Origin of the sequence: Acinetobacter sp. BSP-28, from assembly GCF_044130285.1 — a bacterium.
Classification (GTDB): domain Bacteria; phylum Pseudomonadota; class Gammaproteobacteria; order Pseudomonadales; family Moraxellaceae; genus Acinetobacter.
The window spans coordinates 1-5,903 of the sequence record NZ_JBIQOB010000044.1; the positions used below are offsets into that span (position 1 = coordinate 1).

9 protein-coding genes are annotated in these 5,903 nt (G+C 43.7%); all 9 read left to right on the plus strand.

Annotated features, from left to right (window positions below):
• On the plus strand, positions 1-860 hold an 860-nt coding region (locus ACE01R_RS17225; RefSeq protein ID WP_395552721.1), incomplete at its 5' end, for a phage minor head protein.
• Between the two features lie 183 nt (positions 861-1,043).
• The gene (locus ACE01R_RS17230) at positions 1,044-1,973 is read left to right on the plus strand and encodes a hypothetical protein (RefSeq protein WP_395552722.1); all 930 of its coding nucleotides are present in this window, start codon (positions 1,044-1,046) and stop codon (positions 1,971-1,973) included.
• 16 nt (positions 1,974-1,989) lie between these two features.
• Positions 1,990-2,358: a head decoration protein gene (locus tag ACE01R_RS17235; protein WP_395552723.1), complete on the plus strand. Its 369-nt coding sequence runs from the start codon at positions 1,990-1,992 to the stop codon at positions 2,356-2,358.
• An 11-nt stretch (positions 2,359-2,369) separates the two neighbouring features.
• Positions 2,370-3,368 carry a major capsid protein gene (locus ACE01R_RS17240; RefSeq protein WP_395552724.1) on the plus strand — a complete coding sequence of 333 codons (999 nt, stop codon included), beginning with the start codon at positions 2,370-2,372 and terminating at the stop codon, positions 3,366-3,368.
• Between the two features lie 8 nt (positions 3,369-3,376).
• Positions 3,377-3,817: a gp436 family protein gene (locus tag ACE01R_RS17245; protein WP_395552725.1), complete on the plus strand. Its 441-nt coding sequence runs from the start codon at positions 3,377-3,379 to the stop codon at positions 3,815-3,817.
• A gap of 7 nt (positions 3,818-3,824) precedes the next feature.
• Positions 3,825-4,340: a phage virion morphogenesis protein gene (locus ACE01R_RS17250; protein ID WP_395552726.1), complete on the plus strand. Its 516-nt coding sequence runs from the start codon at positions 3,825-3,827 to the stop codon at positions 4,338-4,340.
• The gene (locus ACE01R_RS17255) at positions 4,315-4,737 is read left to right on the plus strand and encodes a hypothetical protein (RefSeq protein WP_395552727.1); all 423 of its coding nucleotides are present in this window, start codon (positions 4,315-4,317) and stop codon (positions 4,735-4,737) included. The genes ACE01R_RS17250 and ACE01R_RS17255 overlap by 26 nt, the downstream gene beginning before the upstream one ends.
• A gap of 9 nt (positions 4,738-4,746) precedes the next feature.
• A complete protein-coding gene (locus ACE01R_RS17260) occupies positions 4,747-4,935 on the plus strand; it encodes a hypothetical protein (RefSeq protein WP_395552728.1) in 189 nt (62 codons plus the stop codon).
• A complete protein-coding gene (locus ACE01R_RS17265; protein WP_395552729.1) occupies positions 4,928-5,689 on the plus strand; it encodes a hypothetical protein in 762 nt (253 codons plus the stop codon). The genes ACE01R_RS17260 and ACE01R_RS17265 overlap by 8 nt, the downstream gene beginning before the upstream one ends.
• Positions 5,690-5,903 lie beyond the last annotated feature (214 nt).

Consider the following 5,903-nt stretch of genomic DNA (forward strand, 5'->3'; position numbering starts at 1 on the left):
CGGCTATCAATGATAGTCGTGTACGTCCTGCACATTTAGCTTTGAATCGAATTGTCTTACCGATTGATCATCCGTTTTGGCTGACACATTACCCGCCGCTGGGATTCCGTTGCCGGTGCGCCGTGATTGCCTTAACCGAGAAGCAGGCATTGAAATACGGCATTACTCCTGATGATCAGTTGCCAGAAGTAGCTGAGGCTTTGGATTGGAGTTCTCATCCTTTGCAGTTTGGTGAGTTTGAATCCTTGGTGGATAAAAAGATCAGTGTTTCATCACTGGATAAGGAATATCTCCTTGAGCAGAAGGAAATCATTAAAGCTGAATGGATTGCATCGAAAAAGCTCACCAGTCTATTTGCTCCGATGAATGATAAGACTCGGGACCTATTCGATATGGTGGCCAATACGGTGATTCCTCTTGATCCAAGTATTCGGCCAAGTGCAATTCGTACCTTTCTGGATTACGTGCAGGGTAATGATGCCGCACTGACCAACTATTTAAACTCCACTACAGGCTCTCTGGCTGATGATGTACTCAAGCGCTGGATAAGTACTGATATGGCAGCCATTCAAGCTGTGGCAAGTAATGCAGCTTCAACCGTGGTTGGTGCTGCAACTCTTCAGCAAGTAGCTACGTATCAGGTCGGGCAGACGGTCCAGCTGAATGCGCCGTTGCTTATGGCTGAGGGTGCTAGTGATGTCGTGATCCGAATTGAGAATGCAAAAGGTCTGGGTATTGATCTTGAAAAGCTTAATGCCGGTCAAGGTGTGCTGTTTGAAATGGGATTGTCTTTTGAAGTTGTTTCTATAGAGATGACTGAAGGGCAGATGGTTTATACGTTGAAAGCATTGGTGAATTAAGGTGAAGTTATGTGCTGTAAAAATTGTTGTCGTTCCTCATGCAGTAAAAGTTCAGGGTATCAGCCAGAAGCAAAGCCTGAATATGTAGCGCCACCACCATTAATAAAACTTGGTCCGCCAAAAAAACCATAAACAAATTTAACTTTAAGCACCTTCGGGTGCTTTTTTATTGGAGCATGAAAAATGCCTGAACTAAATCAGGAGCATTTGCGCTGTCAGTTTACGGCTGTGAATGTTCCTATCACTACGACCGAAGATGCTGAGAAAAAACGCCGTACCTTCAATGCGGAAGTTTATAGCGGTGGACGAATTGACAACCATTACTACTGGGGGCGCTCCGGTGTAGTGATTGACCTTAATGGTCTGCAACTCAAACCTAAAACAGGACTTGTTGAAGAGCATTTTGGTGGTAAGCGTGTGGGGGTGGCAACAGCGTATGAAGTAACCAATAGCTTTAAAGCAAAAGGGCACTTTCTTAGCAATGAGAAGGCCCGGGAGATCGTACAGGACATTGATGAGGAATATCCATTTCAAATGTCTTGGTGGGCTGATCCTGAATCCATTGAAGAAATTGCACCAGGTAAAACAGTCGAAGTAAATGGTCAGCAATTCACTGGTCCATTACATGTGTTCCGAAATGTACGGGTACATGAAATCACCATTTGTGGTGTAGGTGCAGACACTCAAACCACTATTGAAGCCTTCTCAGGTAAAGCCAATCCAAACCCAACCAAAGAGGACACAGACGTGACCGAATTAGAACAGGCGCAAGCCAAAATTAAAGAGCTTGAGACTAAAAACTCTGAGCTTGAAACTCAAAATAAACAATTTGCTGCTGCAAAACGTGAAGCGGAAATCACTGCACTTGGTAAAGACTTAGGCAAAGAGTTTAGTGCTGAAGATATTACGGAAATGAAGAATCTTGATGATTCAGCATTTGCATTCTCGGCCAAGCAGCTTCGTCAATTCTCGGCAGGTAATCAACAACCATCACAAAAGCAAGGTTTGCCAGCGTACTTGACTCAACATCAAGCGCAAGGTGATCAGGGTCAAAATCAATTTAATGCGGGTCAGTTGAAATCATTGTCAGAAATGGCGAAAGAACGTAAGTAATTGGGGGGAATAACTCATGACAGTAGAAAAGAAAGGCGTAACCAGCGACTGGTTAGCGGTAGAGCTTGATGGTAATCACCATCCAAGCCGTGAAAACGCGGTAGTAGCAGCATCACAAACCCTGACTGATGGTTTGGTGGTGTCGCTAAACGCGAATGGTCAGGTTCAAGTTTATGGAGGGGCTACTGATGAAGTTGCTGCAGGTATCTTTGTTGGTGAAGCAGCCACGGGTGTAGGGGAAACTGCAAAAGGTGTCATTGTGGCGCGTAATGCAAAAGTGGTTGCTGAAAAACTGACATTCAAGTCAGGCTTGGCAGGCGCAAAACAAACAGCAGCATTAGCGGATCTTGCGAAGTTGCACATTACAACCGTTCGTTCAGCGTAAGGAGCTAATGCATGGACCAGTCAATTTTCACAACTGAAGAATTATCTTTAGCAATTTCCAACCTACCAACACGTATTGGCAATCCAGCGGATATTGAATTATTCCGCGCGATCCCGGGCACAACCACAACATTTGATGTTGAGTTTTATTCTGATACAGGCATCTTGGTCCCAACAACAGAATGGGGTGGTGTTGCACCAAAGAATTCAAGCGGAAAGCGCTCTGCTAAGTCTTTTAAAATTCCACACATGCCATTAGAAGATGTTGTAAAAGCTGCTGATGTAATGGGTATTCGCGCATTTGGTTCAACTCAAGCAGAAACGGTTGGTGGTAAAGTACTCGATAAGTTGCAGCAGATGAAAAATAAGATCGATGCAACTCTGGCGTTCCGTCGCTCAAAAGCAAAACAAGGCTTGATCATTGATGCTGATGGCACACCAATCCTGAACTACTTCACTGAATTTGGTGTCACCCAGGTTGAAGTAGATTTTGATCTTGGTACAGCAACCACAAATGTTGCGGCAAAATGTCAGGATGTTATTGATGCGGTTGAGGATGCTTTAGGTCAAGAAGTCTACTCAAGCGTTGAAGTCGAAGTGGATCGTGCATTTTATGATGCGTTAACTGCCCATAAAAACGTGCGTGAAGTATTCTTGGGTTGGTCTGCAGCTGAAGAAAAGTTAGGCCGTTCAAACACATCTGGTTTTGTTTTTGGTGGTCTGAAGTTCATTGTGAACCGTCAGAAAGCACCAACAGGTGCTAATGGTGCGCTTGAGCCTATCGTTGCAGCTAAAACTGGTACTGCATATCCAAAAGGTACGCAGGATGTGTTTGTGACTGCATTGGCTCCTGCTGACTTTAAGGAGACTGTAAATACTCAGGCTCTACCATTCTATGCGAAGTCAGAAGCTTTGCGTTTCGGTCGTGGTGATGAGCTTCATGTTCAGGCCAACCAACTGCCAATCGTACTTAAACCACTGGCTTTGGTTAAGGTCAAATCAACCACATAAGGTGAACCATGTACGCGACTGAATCAGATTTGGTCGCACGATTTGGTGATGAGATTGAAAATCTAAAAACAATGCTTCCTTCTCAATCATCTGTTCAGGATGCAATCCAGGATGCAACGGAAGAAATTAACGGTCATATCGGTGGTCGTTATCCTTTGCCGCTGCCAAATGTGCCGAGCAACTTAAAGCGTATGGCGTGTGATATCGCGCGCTATCGCCTTTATTTTCAGCAACCGACTGAAGAGGTCCGAAAGCGTTATGAGGATGCAATCGCATTCTTAAAACGTGTGGCTGACAACAAAGCACATTTACAGATCCAATTGCCCGAAACAAACCAGATCGTGGATGACCAACCTAAAAACAAACCTTCCACCCTGCCGATTGGTACCACTTATACCGGTGGTGTATTTGGAGATGCCATTCTGGACCAGATGCCAAGCATGAAGTGAGGTGTTTATGGCTTTCGTTATTAGCATTCAGGCCGATAGCTCACCAATTGAGGCTGTACTCAAGCAATTGGGTAGCTTTGATGCATTAAAAAACCAGTTGTTTGATGAGATTGGACAAGGGCTTGTCTCAAGTGTTCAGCACCGATTTTTAACAGGTACTGATGTTGATGGCAATCCATGGAAAATTTCATGGCGTGCAAGCATGCAAGGGCGTGATGGAGTTGGTGTTGGTGAAACACTCCGTGATACGGGCCGCTTGATGAACTCATACACGCACAATGTTCTTTCAAGTGGTGTGGAAGTGGGGACGGATGTTGAATATGCCCCTCATCTGCATTATGGAGCAACAATTCTACCTAAGACTGGTCAATACATTACTTTTGCAGTGGGTGGTCAATATAGAAAGGTCAAGCAATCTATTCTTCCACCACGAACTCAACTCGGCATTAATGCTGAAGATGAAGTCATGATTTTAGATATTGTAGGGAGTTTTATAGATGAGCACCTTCTTCGCGGTGCGTGATGAAATTGCAGAAAAACTGAAAGAGATTCCAGAATTTCTAAAGATTTATACACCACTCAATTCGGTCAGTGTGACAGAGATGTCACAGGTTACACCTTCGGCACATGTGAACTTTGTGCGTATTGATAAAAAATCTAGTGCAGGTCGTGGAAGTGTTAATCAGATCAGTCAGCAATGGGCAGTCACAGTGGCTTGTCGAAATGCTCAGTCTCAAATGACGGATGGCCGGGCTGTAAGTGATGAAGCTGGTTTGCTTACTGAAAAGGTTATTCAGTTGCTTTCAGGTTGGCAGCCTCAAGCATCACGTACCGCCTTGGAGTTTCTTTCCGTGAAGGATGGGTATAGTCCAGGCTTTGCATACATCACCATTATTTTTGAATCTCAAAAATTCATTTAGGAGTCATTCATGGCAAAACAATATAAAGCCCGGCAACCTGTCGGGCGTTTTCGTTCTGGGGATATCGTCGGTGGATTGACTACAGCCCAGATCCAAGATTTACTGCAGCGTGGAGTTATTGAAGAAGTGGAAGGTGCTTCAGAGCCAAAGCCAGCTGTACAACCTAAAACACAAAAAGAGGCTAAAGTAGATGGCTAAAAAAGAGTATATGTCACTCCAAGGAGCATTTCACCTTGCACCAATTACAAATGGTATTGCTGGTGCACTTCGCGAACTTGGCAACATTCCAGAATTTGAAATTGAAATTACTGCGAATGTGATTGAGCATCAAGAAAGCATGTCGGGTAATCGGACAACTGACTTTGTGATGACGACAACTACTGGAGTTAACTTTTCAGGGCAACTGGAGAAGGTAAATAAAGAGAATATGGAATACATTCTCTCCGGTGAAAACTTTGAAATTCCATCTGCTAGTGTAGTGGATTCAGAGTTGGGTACTGTTGTGGCTAATGAATCAATTTTAATCGGTGCCTATAATTTAAGTGCAGTGACTATTAAGGATTCAACAGCAGCTCCAGTTACGGTAGATCCAAGCAAGTACTCATTAGATCCGGTATTTGGTATCTTAAAGTTCAATGATGTAACTGGCCTAACAATGCCTTTAACTATCAGCTATACATCTGGTGCTGTAACGCAAACTACTATTGCTTCAGACTTAGACCGTGAATACATGTTGTTCTTTGCAGGCATCAATACTGCTAACGGTGATAAGGTGGCGATGAAACTTTGGCGAACTCAAAAGTCTCCTGAAGCGACATTCCCATTAATTCATGAGGAGTTGGGGCAATATCAAATCCAAGGGCGTGCAATGTCTGACTTATCGAAGGCCAATGACTCTAAATTAGGTCTCTATGGTCATCTGGTGACAATTCCAGCTGTAGCAAACCCTTAACCCACACAGGCACAAAGAATTCCATAGGCGCATAAGCGTCTTTTTTTGTGCCTGTTTTTTGAGATTCCATCATGAATGATTTTTTCTTAGCAACAAACCGATCTATCACTGTGAATGAAATTGAAGTCCGCCAGATCCAAATGAAGTATTTCGATACTTGGGCTACACATGCCGAACCAATCAAACAATTTCTAAAAGATAAAGATCATTCAGA